The following is a 25,995-nucleotide window of genomic DNA, read 5'->3' as shown; positions in this document are numbered from 1 at the left end:
GCAATTCTACTCTCTTTGAGGAGGTGCTCTTTTTGAGTAAAGTTACGGCAGTACTGATGGGCGCTGGAAGCAGAGGAAGAGATGCCTTTGGCGCATATGCGAAGAATAATCCACACAAACTGGAGATAGTAGCGGTAGCTGAACCGGATCCGATAAAGAGAAACCGTCTGGCTGACGAACTGGAAATACCTGAAGCCAGACGCTTTGAAGACTGGAAAGATCTCCTTTCCGTAGGGAAAATAGCAGATGGTGCGATAATAGCAACGATGGACGACCTTCATGTAGAACCTTCCATAGAAGCTATGAAACTTGGATACGATATACTTCTTGAAAAACCTATGGATAGAACCCTTGAAGGTTCCATAAAAATAGCCCTCGCATCTCAAAAGTACGGAAAAAGAGTTATGGTTTGCCATGTGCTCCGTTATTCACTGTTTTTTTCGAAACTCAGAGAACTGATGCACTCCGGCATCATAGGCAGGATTATGGGTATAGAGCATAAAGAGAACATCGGATATTTTCATATGGCACACAGTTTTGTTCGTGGTAATTGGAGAAATTCTAAGGAAACAGCACCGATAATTCTGACGAAATCGTGTCACGATATGGATCTCCTTTATTGGCTGGTGGGCGAAAAATGCACCTACATTTCCTCATTTGGCGAGTTGTCCCACTTCAGGAGAGAAAACATGCCTGAAGGGGCTGCAGAAAGATGTACGCAGGGTTGTCTGGTGGAGAAAGAGTGTCCTTATTCTGCCATTAAGATATACCTTGGCGATAATGTAGATTGGCCTGTCAATGTGATTTCAACGGATTTATCGTATGAAGGTAGATTGAAGGCATTGAACGAAGGACCTTACGGTAGATGTGTATATGCGTGTGATAACGATGTCGTCGACCATCAGGTGGTTTCAATGACTTTTGGCAAAGATGTGATGGTTAATTTCACATTATCCGCGTTTACTAGAGAGATTTCGCGAACAATACGTGTTTTCGGAACCATGGGAGAAATTCGTGGACACTTTGAAAAGAATGAACTGGAAGTAACCCGTTTTGGTAAAGAGCCAGAAGTAATAAAGATAGAAGATCCAGGCATAGGTGGGCACAACGGGGCAGACTACCATATGATGAATGCTTTCGTTGAGATGCTTTCGAACGAAGAATATGAAGGTACACTTACCTCAGCAATGGATTCCCTGGAAAGTCATCTAATGGCATTTGCGGCTGAAGAATCGAGACTGAATAATAAGGTTATAAACATGGAAGAATATCGAAAAGAAAAGCTCTATGGATCGGGGAGGTAATAGACATGCAAACACTCGATGAAATAAGACAGCAGCCAGAGAAGCATCGATTACTCAGTGAAAAGTATCCAGAAGTAATTCAGAAACTAAAAGATTTAATTCTGGATAAAAAGCCGAAAGAGATCAACTTTGTGGGTTGTGGTTCTTCTTACTATCTTGCGATGGGGCTTTCCAGACACTTCAACCGTCTGTCTGATGGAGAAATCAGATCGAATTATTACAGTGGTTCCGAGATAATGTTTGGGCTAAGCAAACTTCCTGCTGATTCACTCCTGATAGGACTTTCACGTTCCGGTGAATCATCTGAAACGATTGGGGCGCTAGAAAAGGCGAGAGATTATGGAGCCTATATAGCTGCGGTTACCTGCGAACCCGGCAGTACAATGACGCGGGTGGCGGATGTTACTGTAGAGATGGATTTTATCGAAGAAAAATCCATAGTCATGACAAAATCATTCACCTCCATGGCTTTTCTTATTTCTGCGCTGGCAAAAGATCTCTTTTCAAGTGAAAACTTAGAGAGTTATTTGAAAGAGATCCCGGAACTATCTAAAAAGGTGCTTGATGATGCGGAAGCTCTTTTTGATAAGTTGAATCCCGGAAAATTTGAGCACTTTGTTTTTCTTGGTTATGATGAGTATTTCAGTGCGGCAATGGAAGGGGTTATAAAGGTTACCGAGACATCTCTTTCAGATGTTGACTGCTACCAGACATTGGAGTACAGACACGGTCCGAAATCGAAGATCAAAGCGAATTCACTGGCGGTCATCCTTGCAAATTCAAAATTGTATGAGGAAGAAGAAAAAATGGCGCACGAAATCGTGGAACTCGGCGGAACGGTCATCAGTATCGCTTATAGAAAATTTCAAGGAACAAACGGAATCGAGATTTCATATGAGAAAGATGATTTTGGTGATTGGTTCCTGAGAGTGATTCCTCTGCAATTGATAGGTATTAGGCGCGCAGTTGCTAAGGGGCTTGATCCTGATAAACCAACACATCTAACGAAGGTTGTGAAATTCTGATGAAATCTTATGACTTCTTTCTTGGTGTTGACGGTGGTGGCACAAAAACATTCGCGGTAGTTTATTCTGGCACGGGTGAATGTTTGGGGACGGGCCGGGCAGATTCAGCCGACGTTTTGAACCGTCCACGAAAGAAAGTGATTGAAAATCTCAGAGATGCTGTTGACAGAGCTCTTGAAGCCGCCGGAATCACCAGAGAGCAGCTCACCTTTTCCTGTTTTGGAATGCCTGTTTTTGGCGATATTCCCGAATTTGATCCGGAGATAAAGCAATTAGTTGAAAAGATAATCCCTGAAAGGGTAAAGGTTGTAAACGATGTGAGATTAGCCCTTGAAGGGGCTCACCCTCTTGGAGCGGGAGTTATCCTGCTTGCCGGGACCGGTGCAATGCTCATGGCTAAAAATCGTCAGGGTGAGGTGTTCAAGATAGACGGTTGGGGAGAACACGCCGGCGACATGGGCAGTGGATACTACATAGGCAAAAGAGCGCTCCAGACGGTATTCAAGATGTACGACGGGAGAATAAGTAAGAGAACACCTCTTTTCGAAATGATAAAGGAATATGCCAGAGTTTCGGATCTCAGAGAGATTCTTCTGTATTGCAAAGGTGACAACTCGCGAACCTATATTGCCTCACTTTCAAAGGTTGTATGTGAAGCTTCAAAGGCTGGTGATGAAGTAGCTACCGCTATTCTTGATGAAGCGTTGCGGGAGCTGTTAATCACCCTGAATACGGTGAAGCAAAAGATCCGTGAAATCCCGATTCCCGTAGCGGTAGCTGGAGGGATTTTCAACTGTGAATATATATACAAGAGATTTCGGGATTACGTTGATAAAACCGAAGATTTTTACATAAAAACCTCAACATTACCACCGCATGTTGGTGCGATCATACTGGCAGCTAAAGAGGTATACAGCGAAGAGAGACTCTTTGAATTTCTCCGGAATATCAAAGCCTCAGAATAAACATAACCGAGGGACCAGGATAATGAAAAAACATCCTCTTCAGGACATTGTTTCATTGCAAAAACAGGGAATACCCAAAGGGGTTTTCTCTGTATGTAGTGCCAATAGATTTGTTATTGAAACCACTCTGGAATATGCGATGATGAAAGGGACAACGGTTCTTATAGAGGCCACCTGCAATCAGGTAAACCAGTTCGGTGGCTATACCGGTATGACTCCTGCTGATTTCAGAGAAATGGTTTTTTCTATTGCCGAGGATATTGGTCTTCCCAAAGATAAAATCATCTTTGGTGGAGATCATCTTGGCCCAAATCCCTGGAAGGATCAGCCATCAGATCAGGCTATGCATAACGCCATTGAAATGATTCGAGAATATGCTAAAGCTGGGTTTACCAAGCTTCATCTGGATGCCAGCATGCGTCTTGCAGACGATCCGGGGAACGAAAATGAGCCGCTGAACCCAGAATTTGTAGCGGAAAGAACAGCCCTTCTCTGTCTTGAAGCTGAGAAGGTTTTTAAAGAATCGCCTGATACTCTCCAGCCTGTCTATGTTATAGGCACGGATGTTCCGCCACCGGGTGGAACGCAAAACGAAGGTAAATCGATTCACGTAACCAGTGTTCAGGATTTTGAGCGTACCGTTGAGTTGACCAAAAAGGCATTTTTCGACTATGGGTTGCATGAAGCCTGGGGAAGGGTGATTGCGGTTGTTGTGCAACCGGGAGTAGAATTCGGGAATGAACATATATTCGAATATGATAGAAATCGAGCGAGAGAACTTACTGAGGCGAATAAAAAAGCATCCAAATATAGTTTTTGAAGGTCACTCGACAGATTATCAAACAGCAAAAGCATTAGAAGAGATGGTAGAAGACGGTGTAGCCATACTCAAGGTTGGGCCAGCTCTAACATTTGCGCTCAGAGAGGCTTTTTTTGCGTTGAGCAGCATTGAAAAAGAGTTATTTTATGATACACCCGGGCTTTGTTCAAACTTTGTTGAAGTTGTCGAGAGAGCGATGCTTGACAATCCAAAACATTGGGAAAAATATTACCAGGGAGAAGAGAGAGAAAATAGATTAGCCCGTAAATACAGCTTTCTCGATCGCTTGAGGTATTACTGGAATCTTCCTGAGGTTAGAACAGCGGTGAATAAGCTGATAACCAACCTTGAAACAAAAGAAATCCCGTTAACGCTTATAAGCCAGTTCATGCCGATGCAGTACCAAAAAATCAGAAACGGTTTGCTAAGAAAGGATCCAATAAGCCTTATAAAAGATCGAATTTCCCTTGTTCTTGATGACTACTACTTCGCAACTCACCACGAATACTCCTGTTAATCTTTGAATCACTTCTTATTTTGAGGAGGCCGTATTCTTATTTATCCCCGCTTATACCCAAATAAATCTAATTAAGTGTGAATAACACGATGTACCTATTCTCTTTGTTCCTTGGATATATTGTTCTCATATGCTATCATAAGGCGGAGATAATTATGCGCCAATTAAGGACATGTCCAAAAATATGAGGAGGCTTTCTCATGAAGATAGGAGTTATAGGGCCGAAAGATCTTGTAAAAAAAGTGGTATCAGTCAGCAAGGAATTCCGCAATTTAGAAGCCGTTCCTCTTGAATATAAGATCGAGACCGAAGCCCCGGCGATTGTAGAAGCCAATCAGCATCTTTTTGACGGCATACTTTTTACAGGTCCAATCCCTTATTATCTCTGTGCGTCAGAGATAAATCAGCTTGTTGTGTGGGATTATGTGCCTTATCGTTCCACTGGGCTTGTTATGTCTTTGCTGGATGTTCTCAGGGTATTTCCGCAGTATTTAGAAAAAGAATTCAGCATATCCGTCGATACCCTTGCTGAATCAGAGGTTGTAGAAATTATCGACGAAGCTCAAGTTCCCGTAAAGGTCGTTTATACAAGGGAATTTTCTCCTAATACCAACGCCAATCAGGATTTTTGTGCTTTCCACGAAACGATGTACAGGGAAAATAAAGTCAATGTTTGCATTACCTGCTTGAAGTCTGCTTACAAAGTGCTGAAAGACAAAGGTATTCCCGTCTTTACCATTACGCCGTCTGTGCACACTATAAGAGGTACCCTTCAGAGAATGATACTCGAGATGAAAAGCAATAAAATGGAACTTCTCAGAACGGTCGTTGGCGTTATCGTTCCAAACGAGCTTTCGAATAATTCAGCGAAGAAGCGGAAAGACCTGATGAAGATCTACAATGTGCTTCTGGAATATGCGAGCAGAAAGAATCTGCTGGTATTCCCGCGAATGGAGTCTTCCTTTATTCTTATTGAAACCTACGGCCAGCTTATGTTGGATACGGATAACTTCAAGCATGACCCTTTGAGAACGCAGGTTCTTGTTTCCACAGGCATCGATGTGTGCGTTGGCTACGGTGTCGGGATCAACGCATCCATGGCTGAAGAGTACGCCATGAATGCGGTTGAGCTCACAATGAAAAAGGGAGGCAAGGGCTGTTACATCTTCGATGGGACTACGGTAATAGGACCGCTCGATGAAAATGGGATTGGATCGTTCGAGCTTGAGACTCAGGACAATAACCTGACAGTACTTTCAGAAAAAACGGGGCTCACTATCAGCAACCTTTCAAGAACGTTGAAAGCCCTTGAGATGTTGAACGATCATTTTTCGGCAACTGATCTGGCTTCCATACTGCGAATAAGCCCGAAAACAGCCAGAAGGATACTCGCAAAACTCATCAAAGCGGATATAGTTCGTGTAGTAGGGACACGTTCCAACATTGGAGCCGGGCGTCCCACAAAGGTATATGAACTCGTTAATGGATCAGTTGTAACAGAGGGGAAGAGAAGTGATGCGTGAACTTGATGGAAAGCTTTTTCCGGCGGTTCCAACTCTGTTCAACAAGAAAACCAGAGAGATTGATGAACAGGCGAATAGAAATTTCGCGATGTATCTCAAAGAAACACCGATAGACGGTGTTGCGGTTTGGGTGCACACAGGAAGAGGATTGTTTCTCTCGCAGATAGAAAGACGTTTCATACTCAAATTGTGGAGAGAAGCCTTACCTGAAAAGACGATCATCGCCGGCGTTGGCTCGAACAAAAAATTGGGCCGCGATGACATAAAGGCTTACATAGAAGAGTGCCTCATGATGGCGGAGGAGGCAAAATCTGGTGGGGCAGATTGCCTCCTCGCCTTCCCTCCCGTTCCTTTAAAGAAACTCAGCGAGGATGATGACCTGATCGTTCGTTATCACAGGGAACTAGCACAGATAGGGTTGCCTGTCATACTCTTCTACCTTTACGAGGAAGCGGGCGGCATTTCTTATTCTTATGAGACTCTTGAAAAACTTCTCTCTATGGATCATGTAGTCGGGATCAAGCTGGCAACGCTCTACTCTGTGATAAAGATGCAGGACATATCCAGGTTTGTGTTGGAAAAATTTCCGGGCAAGGCCTTAATTACAGGGGAAGACAGAATGTTTGGTTATTCGTTGACCAGGGGTTCCCGTTCAGCGTTAATCGGACTCGGATCTGTACTGCCGAGTTTACAAAAGGATTTGATAGAAAGTTACCTAAAAAAAGATCCCGCCTTCGTTTCTCTCATGGAAAAAGTCGATCTTTTAGCTGAAGCGTTGTTTGTCGAACCGATGGAAGGATATATCGAGAGGGTTGAAGAAGCGTTGGCAATGATGAACATAATTCCTGAAGATTGCGTGTTTGATCCGTACGGTCCGGGTATTAGTGACACAGATAAAGAAAGAATTCGCAAAACTTTAGAACAGTTGGGAGCGCTTTGAGATGGCTGTATACCTTTTGCCGGATACCTTAGAGGTTGATTCGAATTTCGCAAAGATGGTAGCGGAAGATTATGAGCGTTTTGGGAATGAGGGAATGCCTTCCGAGCTTGAAGAGTACATCCTTCAAAAATACCGAATCGATCTTTCGGCTACCTTTGCAGGAGTAAAGATCAAAAATCCCTTCGGTAAAGCTTCCGGCCAGCTTTCTATGAACATCAAACAGGTAAAAGATGATATAACGGGCGGGATTGGTTTTGTGGTTCTCAAGACCGTGATCGCTCAGGATGAAGCGGGTAGTTCGGCTATGGAGGAATGGAAGGTCAGCAGACCTCGAATGAAGGTAGAGAGGATCAGAAGCAGATCGGGAAGAGAGGGTTGGAGTGTTACGTGGAAAGGAAGAGGCTGGGATAAGTCTTTTGAGGAGTATCTGGAATTTTACAAAGAGGCTTATGCTCTGGGAAATGCAAAGGGAATTCCTGTAGCCGCTTCCAGTCAGTTCCATCTCCCGGAGGTTGGTGAGGAATTCAGGGTAGAAGAGTATCAGTACACGGGGCAACAGATTGTAAATGCTTATTTGAGCGTGAAAGGTAATCTTCCTTGTATCCTTGAGATAGATTTTAGCTCCACCGTTAATTTAAACCCCGGTGCAGAAGATGAAAAGAACGTCTTGAGATGGTTCAGGGAAGTCCCCCATTTGGTTCGTAAAGTAGTTGGGAAAGAGACAATTTTGGGCATTAAAATTTTCAACACCATCCGTGGTTTTGAATTTCAGAAAAAGATTCTGAAGGAGCTGCTGAATTCCCACGATGAAATAGATTACTTGACCTGTTTCAACCGACTGCTGGACAAAGAAAAAGGAATGACTTACGGAGGCTACGACCTCTCCGATACTAATCTATACATTCTGGATTCCCTCAAGAACGAGATCTTAAAAGCCAGGCACAAAGGGCTTACCATTTCTGCCACAGGAAATATTTGTTCAGGAAAAATGATGATCGAGTACGCTCTTAGAGGCGCTACTAATGGACAGTGCCACACCTTCTTCCAGTTGCCGCTTGAAGAATACCGGATGAAAAAAGGAAATAGATCTGAGAGAGCTTTACATAGACTCTTATTCCACCCTGAAGAGGGGCTTCTGGTCGCAATGAAATGGCTTGAAGAAAAAGGTTACCTCTTCAGGATAGATGGTTTTTTAAGATTCCTGGCCATATTTGATCGCAGTATTGAAAGGAGCTGTAGTGATGATAACTGAATCAGCAAGAATAGACGGCGTTAGTTTATATGAGATAGCGATCCCTATGAAAGTACCCTTCCAGATAAGCACGGGCACCTGCTATACGAGAAGATCCCTTATCATAGAGATTCGTGAGGGTGACCTTTTTGGTTATGGAGAATCAGCTCCTTTTGAAGAACCCTTCTATCTGGGAGAAACTCTGGAAACAACCAAAATTATCCTGAAGAATCACCTTCTTCCAATAGTTTTCGGAAAAGAACCTTCGTCGATTGAAGAGTTCAACCATCTCATTCAAAACAGGATCCGCGGCAACCACTTTGCGAGGTGTGGAGTGGAGAACGCTTATTGGGATCTCATCGCAAAGAAAAACGGAATATCTCTGAAAACACTGATAGAAAAGAAAATGGAGGATATTGGAGTAAAACAAGAATATCTTGCTTCCAATAATTACATAGAATCGGGTGCCGCTCTTGGAATACCGGAAGATGGCAGGATCGAAACCCTGATACACCAGGTGGAGGAATCTCTTCAGGAAGGCTACAGGAGGATAAAGATAAAGATAAAACCCGGATGGGACGTGGAGCCTCTTCAAGAAACCAGAAGGGCAGTTGGAGATCATTTTCCTCTGTGGACTGACGCAAATTCTTCTTTTGAGCTCGATCAGTGGGAAACGTTTAAAGCTATGGATGCAGCCAAATGCCTTTTTCACGAGCAGCCGTTACATTATGAAGCTCTGTTAGATCTGAAAGAGCTTGGTGAAAGGATAGAGACGCCGATCTGCCTTGACGAGTCTTTGATTTCCTCGCGAGTAGCTGAATTTGTGGCGAAATTGGGAATATCCAATATCTGGAACATAAAAATCCAGCGGGTTGGAGGGTTGCTGGAAGCCATTAAGATCTACAAGATTGCCACAAACAACGGAATAAAACTCTGGGGCGGTACTATGCCAGAAAGCGGGCTGGGTGCGAGGTTTTTGATTAGCCTGGCTTCTTTCAGAGGATTTGTTTTTCCTGCTGATGTGGCGGCCAGCGAGAAATGGTACGGCAAGGGAAATGATCTGGTTGAGAATACCATGACGGATGGAAAGATCTATGTACCGGATGAACCCGGAGCGAGTTTTGATATGACCTTAAGTCATCTGGAAGCTCTGGGCAAAAAAATCTGGGAGAGTCAAAGGGGTTGAATACAGATGACGAAAGCTGGATCGAGAAAATACATGGCAGCATATTTGCTTCTCCTTCCGAATATCATTCTGTACATACTGGTAAGGCTCGTTCCGTTGTTTGGGACCTTTGGTTTGAGTCTATTCCGCTGGTCTATGGTGGAAGATCCAAAGTTCGTGGGATTTGCGAATTTTGCCAGGATGTGGAGAGATCCGAATTTCTGGATAGCGTTCAAAAACACGTTACTCTATACAGCCTACGTCGTTCCGGCAGCCGTTTTTCTTGGACTTTTACTTGCTGTTCTTTTGAATAAAGATATACCGGGAATGAAGGTGTTCCGTACTCTGTTTTTCTTCCCGTACATAACGTCACCAGTTTTTGTTGCCATGATCTGGCGATCGTTGTACAGCACAGACCAGGGGCTTATAAATGGATTCCTGGCAGTTTTTGGCATTGAGTCGATTCCATGGTTGACATCCACCAGATGGGCGCTGCCGTCACTTGCCATCGTGGCTATATGGCAGATAGTTGGTTACAATATGCTGATATTTCTTGCCGGGCTTCAGGGAATACCAAAATCTTACTACGAGAGTGCCCAGATTGACGGTGCGAAGCGCTGGAAAGTTTTCTGGAAAATCACCGTTCCCTTACTGAGACCTATAACCATGTTCGTGGTGATAATCAATCTCATTGGGGCTCTGCAGTTATTCGATCTGACATACATCATTACACAGGGTGGACCATCGAAAGCGACCTTGACGCTGGTTTATTACATCTACAACTACGGATTCAAGTACATGAGGATGGGATACGCTTCGGCTGTGGCTATCATACTCTTCGTTATTATTCTTGGATTAAGTATTTTCCAGAAGACCCTTTTTAGGAGAAGGTGATCTGAATGTTTAAGATATCGACATTTGAGAAAATCATAACCTATGTTATCCTTTGTATCCTCACCATAGTTATGGCAGGTCCCTTTGTGGCTATGGTATCTGTTTCCTTTCAGGCAAAGCCCGTTTCGTCGCCCGGTGATTGGTTTGGGACGGATCTAACCCTTAAAAATTACATACAGGTGTTAAGAAATTCCAAATTATCTCGATGGTTTCTCAACAGTGTTATCATCACCGTTAGTGTTACCGTGTGTGCTACTTTCCTGGCTTCCATGGGTGGTTATGTCTTTGCCAAAAAGGAGTTTCCCGGAAAGGAATTTCTCTTTTGGGCTTTTATGGCTTTCATGATGTTTCCAATTCAGGCATGGATCATACCCATGTTCATTGAAATGAGCTATCTCGGATTGGTTAATACCTACTGGCCTTTCATCCTTTCAGGAGCTTCCAGCGGATTCGGAATTTTTTTGATACGACAGTTTATCGATCAGAATATCCCGAACGAAATAATCGAAGCAGCCAAAATTGACGGCGCATCCGAGATGCAGATCTATTTCAGGGTTGTTCTTCCCCTGATAAAACCAGCTTTAGCCACTCTAGCTATTTTCCTCTTTATCTCGTGGTGGAATCAGTTCCTTTTCCCGTTGATCATGACTACTACATCGGATATGTACACGCTGCCTGTCGGTATGTCGGTTTTAAGGGGGATTTTCGGTCAGAACGTGAGCTGGTCTATGGCAGCTACAACATTGGCGTTGATACCAACGATCGTTATATTCGTTCTATTCCAAAAATATATCACCAAGGGGATAGCCATAGATCTTAAGTAAATGGGTGGGGTAATGAAAACATGAAAGAAGGTTCAACTCTATTTTGGAGGTGGTATGTTATGAGTAAGAAATTTGGCGTTCTGTTAATAAGCCTTTTGCTGGTTGGAATATTCTCAACGCTGGCATTAGGTGCAAAAGTTACGGTAACTCAGTGGAACTTCCCTCTTTTAGCGAACGAGATGGAAGTTCTCTGGAAACCGCTCATTGAAAAGTTTGAAGCACAGAATCCAGATATTGAAATCAAAGTCGAGATTCTTCCCTGGGGAGGAAGAGCAGAGAAGCTTCTTACGGCTGTGGCGGCAAAAAGGCCACCAGATGTGGCATACCTGAATGAGTTCTTCCTTCAGATGTTTGCAGCACGTGGAGCTCTCATTCCTCTGGAAAAGTACTTATCCAGGGAAGCTCTGGCAAGGTATCCGGAATCCCTTATCGATGCGGTAACCTATAACGGACACGTTTATTTAGCACCGGCTCTTGTCTCTACGGTCGGATATTTGTACAACCTCAGGGTTCTCAAGAAAGTTGGCTGGGATGTCAACAAGCTTCCTGAAACCTGGGACGACCTTCTCAAACTCTGCAAAATGGTCAAAGAATACTCGAAGAAAACAGGAGAAAAGATCTGGACAATTGGCTATCCGGCATCAATGGAAGATACGCTTAACATGACCCTTTATCCACTCATCTGGCAGGCAGGTGGAGACGTCCTCACTCCTGATCTTAAAAAGGCTGCTTTCAATAGCTGGGCGGGCATTAAAGCTTTGACCTTTGTCAAGTTATTGTTTGACGAGGGTTATGCTCCAAAAGATCTCATACAGGCTGGTCTCTCAACGAATTACTTCCTCAACGATGAAATAGCCATGTGGTTTGGAGCCGATGCCTGGGGTGTTTCACAGCTTCTGGCAGAAGATCCTAATTTGGCTGATTATGCGAAATTCGGACCAATCCTGAAGGAAAACAAGAAGATAACTTACGGTACAATGGGTGCCTGGGCTATATTCAGGGGTTCGAGAAATCCCAAAGCAGCAGCAAAATGGGTTGAATTCCTCATATCCCCTGAAAATAACACTTTCTACAATAAGACGATAGGATACATGTCCCCGTTAAAAGGCGCGCCACCTCTATATGCTGACAACCCTTTCCTTGGAGTTCTTGAAACTCAGAAGGTCTTTACCCGCGGAGGTCTTATCGTAAAGGATGAAAGAAGGGTTATGGATGTTATAAAAGAAGCCCAGCAGGCTGTTATAGTTGGGCAAAAGACAGTCATAGAAGCGCTTAACGACGCTGAAAAAGAAGTTAACTTTATACTCGAAGGTTTCTGATCTCGGCACGTGGCGGGGTGTGCTTTCATGTTATGGGGGCACACCCCGCCTTATTTCTAGTGTGCAACGGCTTTAAAAGAGCCGAAAGGCTCAAAGGAGATGATTCTTCATGAGAATGCACATGCTTGTTTTGATGGTTTTGCTCGCATCTCTTGTACTCTTCTCAGGGGATTTCGGTATAGAGTCCAGCAAATACCTGAGATTTCCCGTCAACATTCAGACTACCATTCATGAAAACGGAACCGTTTCAACCGTTGGGAAATACGGGGATACCTTTCAAGCTTTAAAAGCTTTTATGGTTAGCTATCAGGTAACAAGGGATGAATCGATAAAACAGGAAATGGAATTATTATTTGACTTCTTGTTAAAGGCTTCCGAAGAACTCAGCTTCCTTACGCCACTGCACAGGAGTGTAGCGGATATTATTCTTTCCTATGATGACTACTGCAGCGATCCTAAAATGATCGAAGCGGTGAGTGAATACTGCTCAAATCTCGAAAAGTCGTATGATTCAAACTCCGAAGGCTGGACAACGGAAGGAAAAATTGAGAACAAGGCTATTAATGCCACGGTTCTTATGAAATATGCAGACTACTGCCGAAGTAAATCGATGTTCGAAAAGGCGGATAAAGCCGAAGAAATGGCGAGAAAAATTCTAGATAGACTTGTAGAGCTTCAACTTGACAAAGCTGAAGCCATTGAGAGAGCCAATGAGATGTGGACCGGTATGTGGCCTTACTACATCCGGGATGAAATGTACCCGGGTTCAGAAAAACATGATCCCTGGTGGTTAGGAATATGTCAGCAGAGCGTTCTAAGAGCGTTGGTGGTCGGCTATATTCATTTCAAAGATGAAACCTATTACCGGGCCGCGGCAGCCGGAGCTCGATTGATGATCGATTTTAGAGATGGTGGCGAAGCACATTTTAGTGGTGCTTTTAACATCGCGGATCTCTCACCGAATGAGGTTGGCTGGGCAGCGTACACCTACAAATTGCTCATAGATAGCGGAATATGCTTACCAGATGACGAAGAATGGATAGCCCGTTATTGGAAGAATAAGCCACCAGAAGAGCTGTTTACCCCTGAGGGATTTTCAAATTACCAACACAAGCGAATGGAATGGTGCTGGGACTTTGTTGAAACCACTCAGCTTCCTCTGGATTGGAACGAAGTTCAGGGGAAAGAAGTTTTCCCGAGCAATGGTGAAGAATTCCAGCGACAGGGTGGCTGGTATGATGGAAGCGGCAGACCGACCCTGCGGGTATGGTACAACGCGATGACACTTGCTCCCTATGTTATGTCTGGCGGTCCTAAAGCTGAAGAGGTCATAAGGAAAGCACTTCCGTGGTTCCGAAGGCTTATTGTTTGGGACAGAGTGAAAAATGTTAAGATAACCTTGAAAGATACAAAAGGAACCCTTCTGGAAAATGTGGAAATGACCATAGACATTCCCAATACGAAAGTAAATGTTGCTTCTGGAATTGTTTCGCTCCTCTTGCTTGAAGGACCACATACGCTCAAATTTGCTAAAGAAGATTATACTCCAACAGGGGTTTACATTTACGTTCCCGAATCGGAAGAAATTGAAGTGGAAGTTGTTATTAAAACACTGATAGAAAGCGGTATTAAGAGCATAGTAACCGCTCCTGATGGAGCCGTATGCATAATTGATAAAGTAAATCCAACACCAGTTTCATGGCCTGGTGGGCGCGGACCAAATGAGTTGATACTCTATACATTCGATTACGGCGCGAGCACAAATACCAACCCTTATGGCGTTGAGGTTTTAATCAACGATAACTGGTACGTACTCGAAATTCAGGATCATGTTGGAAATGCAAAAATACCGCCAATGGGCTATGTTCTTTCTGGACACGGTACGGCAGCTGGATGGCTATTGGAACATCTCCATGTCGGAGATAAGGTAAAGGTAACGATAGTTGGGGAATAAGGTCATGTTCCTGACAGCACCAAATAGTTTTATTCGGGGGCCTGGTTTTTGTTCCCGGGCCTCTGGTTCTGATAGCATCTAAATTGGTTTTATTATGGTGATTGAGGTGGGTTACCGATGGAAAGAATCAAAGTGGGCATTTCCGGACTAGGCCGAGCAGGCTGGAATATACACGGAAGCACTCTTTCCAAACTCAAGGATATGTACGAAATCGTGGCTATCTTTGATCCTTTGAAAGAAAGAAGAGAAGAGGCTTTTAAGAAATTTCATTGCAGAACTTACGATGATTATAGCCAGTTTTTGAAAGATAAAGAAGTAGAACTGGTAATCATCGCAAGTCCAACACATCTGCATGGAGAACAAACTTTAAAAGCCTTTGAACAGGGAAAAAACGTCGTGTGTGAAAAGCCCATGGCTGAGAATTCGGTAAAAGCGGAAGAACTCATAAATTTAGCAAAAAAGTATGGGTTAATATACTCGGTGTTTCACAATAGGCGCTATGATCCAGACTATAAAAAGATATTGCAGATAATCAATGAGAAAAAAATAGGGGAGCCATTTCTTATAAAAAGCAATTATCATTTGTTTTCCAGACGATGGGATTGGCAAGCCCTGAAAAAATTCGGTGGTGGCGAATTGAGAAACTCCGGTGCGCATTTTCTAGATCAGCTCCTCGGATTTTATCATGATGAAGAACCGGAGATAATGTTCTGTGATCTAAAAAGAACAATAAGCCTCGGGGATGCAGAAGACCACGTGAAGATAATACTGAAAGGAAGATCAGGTTTAGTTTGCGATCTTGAAATATCCAGAGGTTGTGCTTACCCTCAAGAACGCTGGCTCATTATGGCAACCCGCGGTGGAATTTGGGGAACTGAAACCTTGATTAAATGGAAATGGGTGAAAGAAGAGGATATTGTCGAGCGCAGGCTCGAAGAAGGTGCAGCTCCGGGTCGTTTATACAACAGTGAAAAAATACCATGGCACGAAGAATCGTGGGAGTGTCCAAAAAACCTTCCAACTACTTTCGAAGCCTACTATATAGATTTTTACAACGCATATTTCAACAATGAATTGCCACCCGTTTCGCCGGAAAGTTCAGCAAGAGTTTTGAAGCTCATTGAGGAATGTGAACGAATTGCAAGTGAAGGAGGAAAGCAAGAATGAGAAGAGCAACGGCCGTTATTGTTGGAGCCGGAAACCGAGGAAAAGATGCCTACGGATTTTACGCAGCGCATAATCCAGACAAACTTAAAATCGTTGCTGTAGCTGAACCTAACAAAGAAAAACGCTTAAGCATAGCTAAAATTCACGGTATTCCCGAAGAATTATGTTTCGCAAGCTGGGAAGAACTGGCCGGCAAGGATAAAATAGCTGATGCTGCTATAATTTCCACTCCCGATCATTTACATGTCAAACCAGCCATCGCTTTTATGGAAAAGGGATATGACCTGCTCTTAGAAAAACCTATGGCTACCAATTTAGAGGATGCTAGAAAAATCGCTGTTCTTGCTCAAAAGCTGAACAGGAAGGTTATGGTGGCACATGTACTGCGCTACACATCTTTCTTTTCTAAATTGAAGGAACTGATCCAGTCAGAGATAATCGGCAAGATAATGTCGATAGAGCACAAGGAAAACATAGGTTATTACCATATGGCTCATAGCTATGTAAGAGGTAATTGGCGAAGGGAAGACGAAACAGCTCCCATAATACTCACCAAAAGCTGTCACGATATGGACATACTGTACTGGCTTGTTGGTAAGAAATCCAGAGCGATAGCATCTTTCGGCCATCTCTCACATTTTAGAAAGGAAAATAAACCCGCAGGTGCGACAGAACGCTGTACAGACGGTTGCGCTGTGGAAAGAGAATGTCCTTATTCCGCGATTAAGATCTACTTAGGAAAAAATACAGGCTGGCCAGTGAATGTCATAACCCAGGATCTTTCCTATGAAGGCAGACTGAAGGCTTTACAGGAGGGTCCTTACGGTCGTTGCGTCTATTCGTGTGATAACGATGTTCTGGATCATCAGGTGGTTTCTATCGAATTTGAAGACGAGATAACGGCGAATTTCACCCTTACAGCATTTACAGAAGAGATAACCAGAAAGATCAATATCTTCGGCACAAAAGGCGAGATTATAGGACATTTCGGGAAAAACGAAATTGAGGTTGCTGTTTTCGGGAAGGAAAAATTTAAAATAAGAGTATTTCCTCCAGAAGAAGGTGGGCATAATGGCGGGGATTTCCAGATGATGGATGCCTTTGTGCGTTTGCTCACAGAACCGGATTACAAAGGTACATTTACCTCACCTATGGATTCCCTTGAGAGCCATTTCATGGCCTTCGCCGCAGAAAGATCACGACTGTCCGGAACCGTGGTTAAGATGGAAGAGTTCAGGAAGAAATTCTTGAATTAATTTTAGTTGAAGAACCTGTTCCGAAAAACTCTAAGTATTTTGTTTCTAGAAATTCTTAAGATTCAAATATTACGCATGACATAGGAAACCGTGTGTGTGCATTAGTAATGCTAGACACATCTTTTCCATAATCTATTACATCTTGAATCTCAATTACTAATTGCGGAAGCTGGTTAATATTGTTGCTGATTGCTATCAATTTTTAATTTGATGTATCATGATTTGAATTTAAAGTTTTTTGCTTTGTAGAGTTCTTTTATCTTTTAGATAGAAAAATAATAGAACCATTATACTCATAACATATGGAAGCATAAGAGCAAATTGTGGAGCAATCTTCTCATATTGTAGTTTCAGCGAAAGAGCGTCAAATAATCCAAATAGTAAGGAAATTATCAATATAATTTTTGGTTTTCCTCGAGCTATCAGTATTGCTGCCAACGCAACGAATCCCCTACCTGCTGTCATATCTCTTGAAAACATTCTAACATTGTATAGAGAAAGCTGAGCTCCTGCCAGACCACAAAAAAAACCACATAATATGCTTGACCATAATTGTATTGCTCCTACCTTTATGCCGGCAGTTTGTAGAGCTTCGGGAGCTTCGCCACATATTCTTAACCTGAGCCCGAAGGAAGTCTTATAAATCAAATAAGAACAGTAAAAAACAAGGAAAATAGCTACATACGTAAGAATGCTAAAGTTGAATATGTAATTATCGAATATATAAATGCCTGTTCTGAGGGGTAATTCTGGTATTGAGACAATTTTTGGTGAATTGAAAACGTTCTGTCCTTTGAACATGACCCTCATTAGGAAAATAGTGAGAGAGCTGACAAGTATATTTAAAGCGAATCCAATAGCAAAGTTGTTAGCTTTAACGAGACTTACAAAAAATGAGTAAAGTACGGAAAGTATTATAGCAGCAATGATTCCTCCAAGTATACCAATGAACGCATTGCCGGACATATATGAAAATATCACAGAAAAGAAAGCGCTTAAAAGCATCATTCCTTCCAGAGCAACATTTACAATTCCCGCGTGATATGTCAAGGTGCCACCAAGAGAAGCGAGCAGAATCGGTGTGGCCATTCTTATAGAGGTGGTATAGATAGTAGTTATAAGATTAAAAGACATATTTAATTCCTCCCTTTTCCTAAAACCATAGTTCTAAAGGCAGATACAAATAATACTAATACTGCTTGAAGTACTCCGCTAATTTCGGCCGGTACGGAGGATAAAAGTTCCAAATTAACACTTCCTGTTTGTAGCAGTGCAAACAAGAAGGAAACGAAGATAATAATGATAGGATGATTCATTGCAAGAAGACATACCAGTAAACCGGTAAAACCATAGCCTGGAGAAAAACTTTGCATTACCCTATGAGTCATTCCCAGAACAAGTAATCCACCAGCCAATCCTGAGAGAGCACCACCAATAAGCATGGAATAAAATTTCGCTCTGGAAATATTAATTCCACTAAGTTTTGCAAATTCAGGATTACTGCCGGTTAGATTCAACTCATAGCCGAATTTGAAGTATTTTTTTATGATGTAAAGTAAGATAACTATTGACAAGGCAATGAAAAAAGTACATGAAAATTGGGATCCTTTGAAAAGATAGGGTATCGAAAATGAGGGATCAATATATTTTGTTTGTGCAAGTGGCGAACCAGGATCTCTAAAAGGTCTGTTTATTAAGTAAGAAATGATCTGAAAAGCTATGTAATTTCCCATTAGGGTAGTAACAACTTCATCTATGTTAAATTTTATCTTGAAAAATGCAGACCATGCTACCCAAAGCATCCCAAAGCAGGCAGCTACAACTAGAGCTAGAGGGATATTTAGAAAAGATGTTCCTAAATTGAAAGTGAAACCTATGAAAGCTGCACCGAAGGCACCAAAAAGTAACTGTCCCTCACTACCGATATTCCAGACGCCCGTCCACGCAGGCACAGCTGCGGCCATTGCTGTAAGCATGATAGGAACCATCTTATTTAGAGTTGAAAGGAAATAATCAGAATCTCCAAGGGAGCCTTCTAGTATATATTGAAAAGCGTACAATGGATTTTCACCGTTGAGTGCTATAATTACAGCCCAGGTGGACAATATGCTTATAATAAAAGTACTCCATAAACTTATTCTTTTTATCGCAGTCAAATTATTTTTAAGCACTGGGAGCACTCTCCTTTATTCCAGTCATGTAATAACTCATTTCCATTGGATCGTTATACGGGTGACGGAATTCAGCTACAACTTTACCTCTGTATAAAACCAATATCCTGTTTGAGAGAGACATTAATTCTTCTAGATCACCACTTATCAATAAGATTGCTCCACCGTTTTTTACCAGAGTTCTGAAAAAACCGTGGATGAGATTCTTTGCGTGTATATCGACACCGGTGGTGGGTTGTGAAGCAATTAGTAGTTTGGGAAAATACTCCAATTCCCTACCAACCAGTAATTTTTGCATGTTGCCGCCAGAAAGAAACTTAACTTTTTCATAGAGATTACCGGTGTTTTTGACCGCGTATTTTTCCAGTATTTTAGAGGTGAAATCTTTACAATTAGCGATGTTTAAGAGAACTTTTCCGAATTTTGGAGATCTATGATGACCAGCAATGCAGTTTTCTAAAATACTGTTCTCTATAGCTAAACCGTTTTTAATTCTATCATCGGTGATGAAAGCAATTCCTGCATCTCTCCGACATGCTAAGGATTTATCAACAATAGAGGCCCCTTCTAAAAGCATTTCTCCGCTTATTTGTGTATTTCTTGTTGAAAGAATTTCGAAGAGTTCTTCTTGACCATTGCCACCAACTCCAGCAATACCAAGTATTTCTCCTTTATGGAGTTTTAGATTGATGTCTTTCAAAGATCCATTAATACTGGAAAGTCCTTTAATTTCTAATACACATTCTTCTTTTATCTCTGAGGGAGGAGTTGCGTCTAGATTAATCTGAGAACCTATCATAAGATTGGCTACTTCATTTATGGTTATCTCGTCTTTATGGAAGGTTCCAACGATAGTACCTTTTCTAAGAATAGTTATTCTGTCAGCTATTTTGAATACTTCTTCTAAACGGTGAGAGATAAAAATCACAGTTTTTCCGTTGTTTTTTAGATTAAGTACGAAGTTCAAAAATTCATCGACTTCACTGGGAGCAAGTACTGAAGTTGGTTCATCAAAAATCACGAATTTGGCTTTTTTGTAAAGCACTTTCAGTATTTCTACAAGTTGTTGTTTACTTATAGGGAGATTTTCCACAATATCTGTTGGTTCAAGAGGGATTTTCATTTCATCTATGAGAGCTTTTACTGTTTTTTTGACTTTTTTTCTATCAATAACTCTCAACTTGTTTTGATATTGATTTTCATTGCCAAGGATTACGTTTTCCATCACTGTGAGGCTTGGTACCAGCTTAAAATGTTGGTGAACCATGCCGATGCCAAGTTGAATCGCTTTTGATGGATGTCCTAATGCTACCTCTTTGCCCATAAATACTATTTTGCCGGAAGTAGGTTTTGTCATTCCGTAAAGGATGTTCATTAATGTAGATTTACCGGCACCGTTTTCCCCCACTATGGCGTGTATTTCCCCGCTTTTGATCTCAATGTTTATTTTATTCAGTGCTCGTATGCCGTTTGGGTATATCTTGGAGATATCGATACATCTGAGAATAGAAATCACCTCCAAAAACAAAAAATACCAAGGGCTATTTAGCCCTTGGTATGAAAAAGTTATTTTAAGTAGGTATCGACTACTATCTCTCTATTCTTTAATTTGTTTTCAATTTCTTTTATCTTTAGATAAACCGAAGCGGGTACTATATCAAGCATTTGCTGATTATAAGCTAATCCAATTCCACCATTTGCTACTCCATATACATGAATAGATCCTTTTTGAAGTTTTCCCTCTATTGCAAGCTTTACAATATTGAAGACAGCCACATCAACTCTTTTTAGCATGCTTGATACAATATAACCAGGTTGTAAATATCCCTGATCTGTATCGACACCAATGGCATAAAATTTGTAATCTTTAGCTGCTTCTAAGACTCCAAGCCCTGTGGGACCTGCGGCCTGGAAGATTACATCGGCACCTTCTTTAAAGACAGAATAAGCTGTTTCCTTTCCTAAAGATGGGTCATAATGAGTTCCAGCATATCTTGCGATCACTTTTACCGAAGGATTAACATACTTGACTCCTTGCTCAAATCCGAGTTGATAATCACGGATTACAGGCATGTCAAAGCCACCAACGAAACCAACTATCAGTTCTTCGTTGATCATTCGGAGAGCTGTTTTATCCGTGAGCATTGCTGCCAGACACCCAGCTAAGAAGGCACCTTCATTTTGTTTGAATGGTACAGAGACAACGTTTGGAAGGTTTGACACTCCATCGATGTAGACAAAGGTTTTTTTAGGATATTCTCTACTAATTTCTTTCAGTTCTTTGTCGAAGAAATAGCCTGGATCAACAAAAATTAAATCGTACCTTTTAGCAGCAGCTTTCAGAGCATCATAGTATTTAGATGAGTCTACATGACACTCGAAAATCTTGTACTTGATGTCAAAAACTTTGGCAGCGTTTTTAATACCGATATAGGCCATGTCTGTGAAACCTCTGTCTCCGATGGCGTCTCCGGCTACAATAGCCACCTTCAATGTACCAAAAGTCAGTGCTGTAAGCATGAGAAGCGTAATTACCACAAAAGTCCTTTTCATGCCTCTTCCACCCCTTTCATAATGAATTTGTAATAATCTTGCCTTTTAAGAAACTCTATTCCAGGATAAGAAATTGAACCCCCAATTTTTTCAACACTGATTCCTGCATATAAATTAGCCATTACACCCGTTTCCAGAACTGAAAAACCTTGAAGATAACAGAAAAGAATTGCTGAATTATATGCATCCCCAGCTCCTGTAGTATCTACTGGATCAACCGGTGCAGAAGGAAAAGTTAAAGTTTTATTTGGAGATAAAAATTTGCTTCCAAGTGCTCCCATTTTTACCCAAATAGCTTTAATTCCTAGTTTGAAAAGAGTTTCAATAGTTGCAAATTTGGGAAAGTTTAAAATTGTTTCCAATTCATCAGCAGAGGGCAGAAAAACGTCAACATATTTAAGAACCTTCTCCAGTCTTGAAATGGTATCAGAGTCAGTTTTTCTAATGTTTGGATCAAAGAAAACCATGGCTCCTGATCTTTTAAGTTTGTGTATTTCAGCGACGAAGGTCTTGTAGCTTTCTGCCCCCTCAATGATTGGTACACCAGTGAGAAAAACTATATTAGGCTCATAGAATAATTCAGGAAGATCTTCAGGGTAAATATGGAGGTCTGCCGAATCTTTCCTAAAGGCGAAAAAAGTTCTTTCCCCTTTTATAGAGGCGCAAAATACTACACCAGTTGGATATCTGTTAGAAATTTGTAGATGTGAAGTTCCTGAAAGATTTTCAAGCTCTTTTTGAACAAACTTACCAAAGATGTCTTGACCAATTTTACTAACAAAATGTGCAGAAACTCCTAGTTTGCACAGGCCCAAGAATGTATTAAGCCCGGAGCCACCTAAACTTATGGTAAAGTTGTCTGAAAAACTACAACCGCCCGGTTTTGGCAATTCATCGAATGTGCCGATTATATCTACATTCACATCGCCAAGCACCAGTACATTTTTATTCATTTGTTCCTTCGTATCCTTTCTATAATATCCATTAATTTTTTTACGCGATTTATGTCAACGGTATTTTCTGGTTTACCATCAACCTTGAAGGCTGTCCCCACAAAAGCACCTGAAGCGTAGCGTAATAAGTTCTGGGCATTCTCAGGTCGCAATCCTGAGCCGATTAGGATGGGGAAATCAGGGAGCACTTTTCTGACTTTTTTTACATCTTCCAAAGGTGTTTCAAAACCCGTGTGCTTCCCGCTTAATATTACGGCATCTGCCAGGAAATATGCTGCATCGTATGCAGATTCTTCAATCGGTCTGTTCACTAATGGAGCAGAGTGTTTAATGTGAACATCTGCAAAGATCTTTATTGAAGGATCTAGAAATTTGCGATATCTAAGAATTTCATGAGGTCTTCTGAGTGCTAGGCCGGAGACGTCTACGGAAGCTTCAGTATATATCGTTGCCCTAACGAATTTGGCACCAATGGCATGTGCAACTGCTATTGAGGCTATTGGGTCGGCCAAAAGACAAACCCCCATAGGAATGTCAGGGAATGCCTTGTGGACTTCGTGGCCAACGATAGCAAGTGAAGCGACTGTTTCAGGTGGAGCGTTATCTGGGAAATACGATGGATCATTAAAGTTCTCCACCTGGAGGGCATTCACACCACCTTTTACGAGTTTTTCTGCTTCTTCAAGTGCTTGATCTATCACCGGTTTTAATCCCCTGCCGTCATAGATCGGGGAACCTGGCAAAGGTCTCAAATGTAGCATTCCAATAATAGGTTTGGTCGTTTTGAAAATTTTTAAAAATTCTGCTTCAGTAATCATCGTGCCACCTTCTCTCTTAACTTTTCTATTTTCTTCATGAACTCTCTTACTCTTATAGGATCTACGGTTTCTTCAGTTTTGCCATTTTTTTTGAGACCGGTCCCGATTATCACCGCATCTGCAAAACTCGGAATATAATCTGCCAAATTTTCAGGTGTTACACCACTTCCTACGATTACAGGTGCTTCGGGTAAGGCTTTTTTAACCGCTTTTAGATCATTTGGATCTGTAACTCCGCCGGTTTTTTTGCCGGTAACGATAATGGCATCAGCTAATCCTCTTTTGTAAGCGTCCTCGGCTGATTCTTGTATAGGTCTTCTAGAAAGACTGTAACCATGTTTAATATGAACATCGGCAAATATTTTCACGTCTGCAGCATCTATAAATTTTCTGAATCTTAGTGCGTCAGCAGCAACGCTATCCATAATTCCTGTATCAACAATGTAAGTTTCGGTATAATAAGGCACTCTTATAAAGCGGCCTCCAACAGCTTTAGCTATAGAAAGACCAGCAAAGGGATCGGATTGAAGAACACAAATACCTATAGGAACATTTACTGCCTCTACTACTTTTGAAGCAACATAAGTCATGATAGCTACGGTTTCAGGGCCAACACGTTTTTTGAACATCATATCTCTGAAATTCTCCACTATAAGCCCATCAATCCCGTTGTCAACCATTATTCTGGCTTCTTCAACAGCGATCCTGGTGATTTCCTTTACTGACATACCTCGATATCTCGGAGCTCCTGGAAGTGGTTGTAGATGGATAACTCCTATAACGGGATAACTTTTACCGAATAGCTCCTCAAAAAAATTCATAAAATCACTCCTTTATCTATAAAGTTCTTGCGAAACAAGATATCTATCAGGTCTAAATAGACCCTCCATGTATTCTATTGGAATGTTATTTGAAATAATCGTTAGTCTGGTGATCTTCAATAAAGGTGTCCCTACCTTAACTCGTAAAAGTCCTGAAATTCTACGATCAGCGGCGGTAGCACTTATGGTCTCTACTGCTTTTTCAATCATTAATCCAAGTTCTTTCTCTATTTGGTGATAAATTGAAGTTGCAGAAAAATCCAATTCTTCAAGCATGAAGGCACGTATCATTGGGAAATAAGACGTGTTAACAGACATCTCAAGACCATCAACCAGTCGAAGTCTATCAACTTTAAGGACGCTGGAATATTCAGGAATTTTGAGTTTTTTAGCTAATTCAGGATCCGCTTTTATTTCTCTTTTACTGAGAAGCTTAGCTGAAGTTTTGTGACCGGAAGCAATTATCTCTTCAGTAAAGCTTTTTAATATATTAAGTCTGGTGTTAAGCTTTTCTTTTGTGACGAAAGTTCCTTTACCTACCATTTTTACTAATAGACCTTCGTTTACTAGCCTATCAATAGCTTGCCTCACTGTCATGCGGCTTACATTAAACAACTCCATTAGTTCTCTTTCGCTAGGAATCTTATCACCAGCTTTGAGAATACCTTTCTTTATTTTGTTGCTCAAATAATCTTTTATTTCTAGATATTTAGGTTTCAAAATTCAATTTACCTCCTAATTTGGTCTAGATGTATAGACCAATTTTACTCCTTATAAATTAACCACTTTTTTAGCAATCGTTAATTATAAAAGATAGCTATATACGCATTAAGTATTATTATGATTGGAACTGGATTATAAATCTATACACCACGCCGACATAATATATACCGTAAAAAATACGGCGGGAGGCAGTAGGGGATATATGTATGTAGTCAAATAAAAATGACCCTCTACAACCCGGTAAAAAATATTCTAAGCGGATGATAGAAACAAGTTGTTCAAGGAGATGGATAAGAGGTGATAAACATGTACGAGGTCAAAAGATTCAACGGTGTCGGCAGCGGTTATAAAATAGTAAAAATGCCACCAACAGAATTCAGAAGATAACGGAATATCGTGAGTCACAAGGGATTCAGCTTTTAAGGTTGGCCTGTAATTCCGGATTCGCATGGCATTTTTTGCCTTGAAAGACGTTTTTATATTCCTGGGGGTTAAAACTTCCCTTAAATCACTATCGGTAATTATTATTGAAAGCCAATCACAGTCGAAACATTTATGTTCTTTTTTTTACAGCCTAAAACCTGTTGCGGATATTGTTTTTGGTAATTAAAATGTGTAGTACCACACCTGAGATTATTTGATTCTGGTTTATAATTAAGACAAATCTTTGTGCAAAAGAAACTTCCATCCAAGTACGCTACACCAAATGATCCAACTTATCTTGACAATAATAATAATATAATTCCTTATAGGTATTCTACAAATAAATGTCAGAACATCAAATTCCAGAAGATGGAATTGTTTCAACTCCTTGTAGTTAATCTATAAATACTTACATAACACAATTTTACATGTAGTATATCACGTTGTCGGAACTTCTCCTGTAATGCACCCCGAAAAACTGGACAAAAAATCAAGCAATTTTGTGTAGACTCACGGATTCTTCGAATACCTCTTTGGGACTCTTGTAACCTAGTGCACTGTGTGGATATTCTTCATTGTAAAACGTTTCAAAAGTTTTGGTCTTTTCGATTAGCTCTTCGTAACTCGGA

General features: G+C 41.4%; 23 protein-coding genes and 1 pseudogene. 15 read left to right on the top strand and 9 right to left on the bottom strand.

Going from position 1 to position 25,995, the window contains the following annotated elements:
* Positions 1–23: 23 nt before the first annotated feature.
* From DU53_RS03665 to DU53_RS03600, 15 genes are all read left to right on the top strand, one after another.
* A complete protein-coding gene (locus DU53_RS03665; protein WP_369816070.1) occupies positions 24–1,304 on the top strand; it encodes a Gfo/Idh/MocA family protein in 1,281 nt (426 codons plus the stop codon).
* A 5-nt stretch (positions 1,305–1,309) separates the two neighbouring features.
* Entirely contained in the window at positions 1,310–2,329 is a 1,020-nt protein-coding gene (locus DU53_RS03660) for an SIS domain-containing protein (protein ID WP_015868070.1), read from the top strand.
* Positions 2,329–3,294 carry an N-acetylglucosamine kinase gene (locus DU53_RS03655; RefSeq protein WP_015868069.1) on the top strand — a complete coding sequence of 322 codons (966 nt, stop codon included), beginning with the start codon at positions 2,329–2,331 and terminating at the stop codon, positions 3,292–3,294. Before DU53_RS03660 ends, DU53_RS03655 begins: the two co-directional genes overlap by 1 nt.
* Before the next feature lie 22 nt (positions 3,295–3,316).
* Positions 3,317–4,114 carry a class II D-tagatose-bisphosphate aldolase non-catalytic subunit gene (locus DU53_RS12755; RefSeq protein WP_235599691.1) on the top strand — a complete coding sequence of 266 codons (798 nt, stop codon included), beginning with the start codon at positions 3,317–3,319 and terminating at the stop codon, positions 4,112–4,114.
* Complete coding sequence (locus DU53_RS12750; protein ID WP_235599690.1) at positions 4,050–4,631, top strand: class II D-tagatose-bisphosphate aldolase non-catalytic subunit; 582 nt, start codon at positions 4,050–4,052, stop codon at positions 4,629–4,631. Before DU53_RS12755 ends, DU53_RS12750 begins: the two co-directional genes overlap by 65 nt.
* A 200-nt stretch (positions 4,632–4,831) precedes the next feature.
* Positions 4,832–6,154 carry a transcriptional regulator gene (locus DU53_RS03645; RefSeq protein WP_063727573.1) on the top strand — a complete coding sequence of 441 codons (1,323 nt, stop codon included), beginning with the start codon at positions 4,832–4,834 and terminating at the stop codon, positions 6,152–6,154.
* Positions 6,147–7,094, top strand: coding sequence for a dihydrodipicolinate synthase family protein (locus DU53_RS03640; protein WP_153020813.1), 948 nt, complete (start codon positions 6,147–6,149; stop codon positions 7,092–7,094). Before DU53_RS03645 ends, DU53_RS03640 begins: the two co-directional genes overlap by 8 nt.
* Before the next feature lies 1 nt (position 7,095).
* A complete protein-coding gene (locus DU53_RS03635) occupies positions 7,096–8,346 on the top strand; it encodes a hypothetical protein (protein WP_063727569.1) in 1,251 nt (416 codons plus the stop codon).
* A complete protein-coding gene (gene menC, locus DU53_RS03630; protein WP_063727568.1) occupies positions 8,336–9,511 on the top strand; it encodes an o-succinylbenzoate synthase in 1,176 nt (391 codons plus the stop codon). Before DU53_RS03635 ends, menC begins: the two co-directional genes overlap by 11 nt.
* Positions 9,512–9,517: 6 nt before the next feature.
* Positions 9,518–10,384 (top strand): carbohydrate ABC transporter permease, encoded by an 867-nt coding sequence (locus DU53_RS03625; RefSeq protein WP_082853795.1) that lies wholly within the window; start codon positions 9,518–9,520, stop codon positions 10,382–10,384.
* A 5-nt stretch (positions 10,385–10,389) separates the two neighbouring features.
* On the top strand, positions 10,390–11,208 hold the full coding sequence (locus DU53_RS03620) for a carbohydrate ABC transporter permease (RefSeq protein WP_015868062.1): 819 nt from the start codon (positions 10,390–10,392) through the stop codon (positions 11,206–11,208).
* A gap of 59 nt (positions 11,209–11,267) precedes the next feature.
* Positions 11,268–12,527, top strand: coding sequence for a sugar ABC transporter substrate-binding protein (locus tag DU53_RS03615; protein ID WP_063727565.1), 1,260 nt, complete (start codon positions 11,268–11,270; stop codon positions 12,525–12,527).
* 109 nt (positions 12,528–12,636) lie between these two features.
* Entirely contained in the window at positions 12,637–14,481 is a 1,845-nt protein-coding gene (locus tag DU53_RS03610) for a hypothetical protein (protein ID WP_063727563.1), read from the top strand.
* A gap of 117 nt (positions 14,482–14,598) precedes the next feature.
* A complete protein-coding gene (locus DU53_RS03605) occupies positions 14,599–15,648 on the top strand; it encodes a Gfo/Idh/MocA family protein (protein WP_063727562.1) in 1,050 nt (349 codons plus the stop codon).
* Positions 15,645–16,904 (top strand): Gfo/Idh/MocA family protein, encoded by a 1,260-nt coding sequence (locus DU53_RS03600; protein WP_063727560.1) that lies wholly within the window; start codon positions 15,645–15,647, stop codon positions 16,902–16,904. The genes DU53_RS03605 and DU53_RS03600 overlap by 4 nt, the downstream gene beginning before the upstream one ends.
* 228 nt (positions 16,905–17,132) lie before the next feature.
* Here DU53_RS03600 and DU53_RS03595 read toward each other — a convergent pair whose 3' ends face one another.
* From DU53_RS03595 to DU53_RS12120, 9 genes and pseudogenes are all read right to left on the bottom strand, one after another.
* Complete coding sequence (locus DU53_RS03595; protein WP_063727558.1) at positions 17,133–18,038, bottom strand: ABC transporter permease; 906 nt, start codon at positions 18,036–18,038, stop codon at positions 17,133–17,135.
* A 2-nt stretch (positions 18,039–18,040) separates the two neighbouring features.
* Positions 18,041–19,075: an ABC transporter permease gene (locus DU53_RS03590; RefSeq protein ID WP_063727556.1), complete on the bottom strand. Its 1,035-nt coding sequence runs from the start codon at positions 19,073–19,075 to the stop codon at positions 18,041–18,043.
* Positions 19,068–20,591: an ABC transporter ATP-binding protein gene (locus DU53_RS03585; protein WP_235599689.1), complete on the bottom strand. Its 1,524-nt coding sequence runs from the start codon at positions 20,589–20,591 to the stop codon at positions 19,068–19,070. The genes DU53_RS03590 and DU53_RS03585 overlap by 8 nt, the downstream gene beginning before the upstream one ends.
* A gap of 50 nt (positions 20,592–20,641) precedes the next feature.
* Positions 20,642–21,628, bottom strand: coding sequence for a BMP family protein (locus DU53_RS03580; protein WP_063727554.1), 987 nt, complete (start codon positions 21,626–21,628; stop codon positions 20,642–20,644).
* On the bottom strand, positions 21,625–22,581 hold the full coding sequence (locus DU53_RS03575; protein WP_063727553.1) for a carbohydrate kinase family protein: 957 nt from the start codon (positions 22,579–22,581) through the stop codon (positions 21,625–21,627). The genes DU53_RS03580 and DU53_RS03575 overlap by 4 nt, the downstream gene beginning before the upstream one ends.
* Positions 22,578–23,399 (bottom strand): BtpA/SgcQ family protein, encoded by an 822-nt coding sequence (locus tag DU53_RS03570; RefSeq protein WP_063727551.1) that lies wholly within the window; start codon positions 23,397–23,399, stop codon positions 22,578–22,580. Before DU53_RS03570 ends, DU53_RS03575 begins: the two co-directional genes overlap by 4 nt.
* On the bottom strand, positions 23,396–24,220 hold the full coding sequence (locus DU53_RS03565; protein WP_063727549.1) for a BtpA/SgcQ family protein: 825 nt from the start codon (positions 24,218–24,220) through the stop codon (positions 23,396–23,398). The genes DU53_RS03570 and DU53_RS03565 overlap by 4 nt, the downstream gene beginning before the upstream one ends.
* A 12-nt stretch (positions 24,221–24,232) precedes the next feature.
* Positions 24,233–24,940, bottom strand: coding sequence for a GntR family transcriptional regulator (locus DU53_RS03560; protein WP_082853792.1), 708 nt, complete (start codon positions 24,938–24,940; stop codon positions 24,233–24,235).
* A gap of 916 nt (positions 24,941–25,856) precedes the next feature.
* Positions 25,857–25,995 (bottom strand): annotated as a pseudogene (locus tag DU53_RS12120) (IS3 family transposase); the annotation flags it as partial.

The organism is Kosmotoga sp. DU53, assembly GCF_001639905.1.
In the GTDB taxonomy this organism is placed as follows: Bacteria; Thermotogota; Thermotogae; order Petrotogales; family Kosmotogaceae; genus Kosmotoga; species Kosmotoga olearia.
This window is presented reverse-complemented; position numbering and strand designations above follow the sequence as displayed.

Coding starts and splice junctions, on each gene's coding strand:
- DU53_RS03660 (WP_015868070.1), top strand. CDS start 1,310: ATGCAAACACTCGATGAAATAAGACAGCAGCCAGAGAAGCATCGATTA.
- DU53_RS03655 (WP_015868069.1), top strand. CDS start 2,329: ATGAAATCTTATGACTTCTTTCTTGGTGTTGACGGTGGTGGCACAAAA.
- DU53_RS12755 (WP_235599691.1), top strand. CDS start 3,317: ATGAAAAAACATCCTCTTCAGGACATTGTTTCATTGCAAAAACAGGGA.
- DU53_RS12750 (WP_235599690.1), top strand. CDS start 4,050: ATGATAGAAATCGAGCGAGAGAACTTACTGAGGCGAATAAAAAAGCAT.
- DU53_RS03645 (WP_063727573.1), top strand. CDS start 4,832: ATGAAGATAGGAGTTATAGGGCCGAAAGATCTTGTAAAAAAAGTGGTA.
- DU53_RS03640 (WP_153020813.1), top strand. CDS start 6,147: ATGCGTGAACTTGATGGAAAGCTTTTTCCGGCGGTTCCAACTCTGTTC.
- DU53_RS03635 (WP_063727569.1), top strand. CDS start 7,096: ATGGCTGTATACCTTTTGCCGGATACCTTAGAGGTTGATTCGAATTTC.
- menC (WP_063727568.1), top strand. CDS start 8,336: ATGATAACTGAATCAGCAAGAATAGACGGCGTTAGTTTATATGAGATA.
- DU53_RS03625 (WP_082853795.1), top strand. CDS start 9,518: ATGACGAAAGCTGGATCGAGAAAATACATGGCAGCATATTTGCTTCTC.
- DU53_RS03620 (WP_015868062.1), top strand. CDS start 10,390: ATGTTTAAGATATCGACATTTGAGAAAATCATAACCTATGTTATCCTT.
- DU53_RS03615 (WP_063727565.1), top strand. CDS start 11,268: ATGAGTAAGAAATTTGGCGTTCTGTTAATAAGCCTTTTGCTGGTTGGA.
- DU53_RS03610 (WP_063727563.1), top strand. CDS start 12,637: ATGAGAATGCACATGCTTGTTTTGATGGTTTTGCTCGCATCTCTTGTA.
- DU53_RS03605 (WP_063727562.1), top strand. CDS start 14,599: ATGGAAAGAATCAAAGTGGGCATTTCCGGACTAGGCCGAGCAGGCTGG.
- DU53_RS03600 (WP_063727560.1), top strand. CDS start 15,645: ATGAGAAGAGCAACGGCCGTTATTGTTGGAGCCGGAAACCGAGGAAAA.
- DU53_RS03595 (WP_063727558.1), bottom strand. CDS start 18,038: ATGTCTTTTAATCTTATAACTACTATCTATACCACCTCTATAAGAATG.
- DU53_RS03580 (WP_063727554.1), bottom strand. CDS start 21,628: ATGAAAAGGACTTTTGTGGTAATTACGCTTCTCATGCTTACAGCACTG.
- DU53_RS03575 (WP_063727553.1), bottom strand. CDS start 22,581: ATGAATAAAAATGTACTGGTGCTTGGCGATGTGAATGTAGATATAATC.
- DU53_RS03570 (WP_063727551.1), bottom strand. CDS start 23,399: ATGATTACTGAAGCAGAATTTTTAAAAATTTTCAAAACGACCAAACCT.
- DU53_RS03565 (WP_063727549.1), bottom strand. CDS start 24,220: ATGAATTTTTTTGAGGAGCTATTCGGTAAAAGTTATCCCGTTATAGGA.